General features: G+C 64.0%; 2 protein-coding genes. Both read right to left on the bottom strand.

The window, feature by feature from the left end:
* The coding region (locus ACE3OH_RS22130) for a penicillin acylase family protein (protein WP_374358440.1) at positions 1–1,261 on the bottom strand (1,261 nt) is incomplete at its 3' end.
* Between the two features lie 80 nt (positions 1,262–1,341).
* Positions 1,342–1,599: PilZ domain-containing protein (locus tag ACE3OH_RS22125; protein WP_374358437.1), on the bottom strand; the 258-nt coding region annotated here is incomplete at its 5' end.

The raw sequence follows: 1,599 nt of genomic DNA, 5'->3' as shown, positions 1-1,599 counted from the left end.
CATCGGCGACATTGCTCAGGCCATCCATGGCCTGCATATGGTAGTTGACCGCCCCGGGCTGGTGCGCCACCCAATGCACGGCATAGTGCTTGCCATCCACCTGCCAGATCGGGCCCAGCGAGGTCTCGTGCACAGCAAGCGTTTCAGCCTTGCCGCCCCGCACTGCCAATTGTTCGGCATACAACTTGGCCTGCTCCCATCCGCCGGGTAGCTGGTAGCGGCCAGGTACTTTCGGGTCGGCCTGCACTTCGATCAGGTCGAGATAATCGCCATAGCTATTGGTAAAACCCCATGCCAGCCGGCCATTGCTGCCCACCACCACCAAGGGTGCCCCGGGCAGGCTTACGCCGGTGACGCGACGCGGCCCGCTGGCATCGGCAAACTGCAGATCGACCCGATACCAGGTATGCGGCAGGCGCAGGCCCAGATGCATATCATTGGCAATCAGCGCCGCCCCGCTCTGGCTGCGCGTACCGGCCAGCGCCCAGCTATTGCTGCCCACCGCCGTGCGCATATCGTCGGCAGCCACCGTATCTGGCAGCTTCATGCCCAACCAGTCGGGCGCCTTGGCCGGGATAGGGGCCACAGGCTCGTCGATGCCCGCTGCATCGAGCGGCGCATCCCATTGACTGCTGCCTGGCAGCAAGAATTGCAGCTGTTCCGCACTGCTGTGCGCCGCCAGCCAGCCACGCACGAATTCGCGGCCCTGCTGGTGGCCTTGCAGGTCGAAATACATCGCCCACACCACCAGCAGCGAGTCTTCGGGCTGCCAGGCTTGCGGCTGCGTCATCAGCAGGCCGTATTCGAATGGCCGGGCGCCCAGGTCAGCCAGCCCGGCATTGACGCCGGCCACATAACGGTCAAGCAAGGCTCGCTCATTGGCAGGCATGGCGGCCAATGCGGCATGCGCACGGGCGCGGAAGCGGTGCAGGCGGTGCTGGCGATCGAGATCCAGCGCCGCGCTGCCGATCAGGGCAGCCATTTCGCCAGCGGCGACCCGGCGCAGCAAATCCATCTGGAAGTAGCGATCCTGGGCGTGGACAAAGCCGGTGGCATAGGCGATATCGAGCCGGTTCTGGCCTTTGAGGCTAGCGATGCCGAGCGCGTCGCGCTCGATCAGCACTTCAGCCGCCAGGCCAGCGCTGCGCATTTCGCCTTCGATCCTGGCTTGGCTGGCGCGCAGGAACAGCCAGACACCCACCGCGGCGACCACCACCAGCAACACCAACACGACCAGTGCGCGCTTCAACCTCTTTGCCATCGAACTTGCCTGTGCCATTCAACAACCTCGCTGCGATAAAAAACCCGGCCACGGGGCCGGGTTGGCTGGATCGACGAAAACTACATGGTGTGGGTATTGCGCGCCGATTGCAGCGCGCCACCCAGCATCACTTCGATCTTGTTACGTGCCTGGGTGCCTGCCTCGTTGGCAGAAAACTGCACGCCTATGCCCTGGGTGCGGCTGCCATGGGCGCCGGGTGGGGTAATCCAGATCACCTTGCCCGACACCGCGATCCGCGCCGGATCGTCCATCAGCTGCAGCAACATGAACACCTCGTCGCCAATCGAATAGGCCTTGGCGGTAGGAATGAAAATGCC

Source organism: Chitinimonas sp. (genome assembly GCF_041904975.1).
GTDB lineage: Bacteria > Pseudomonadota > Gammaproteobacteria > Burkholderiales > Chitinimonadaceae > Chitinimonas.
This window is presented reverse-complemented; position numbering and strand designations above follow the sequence as displayed.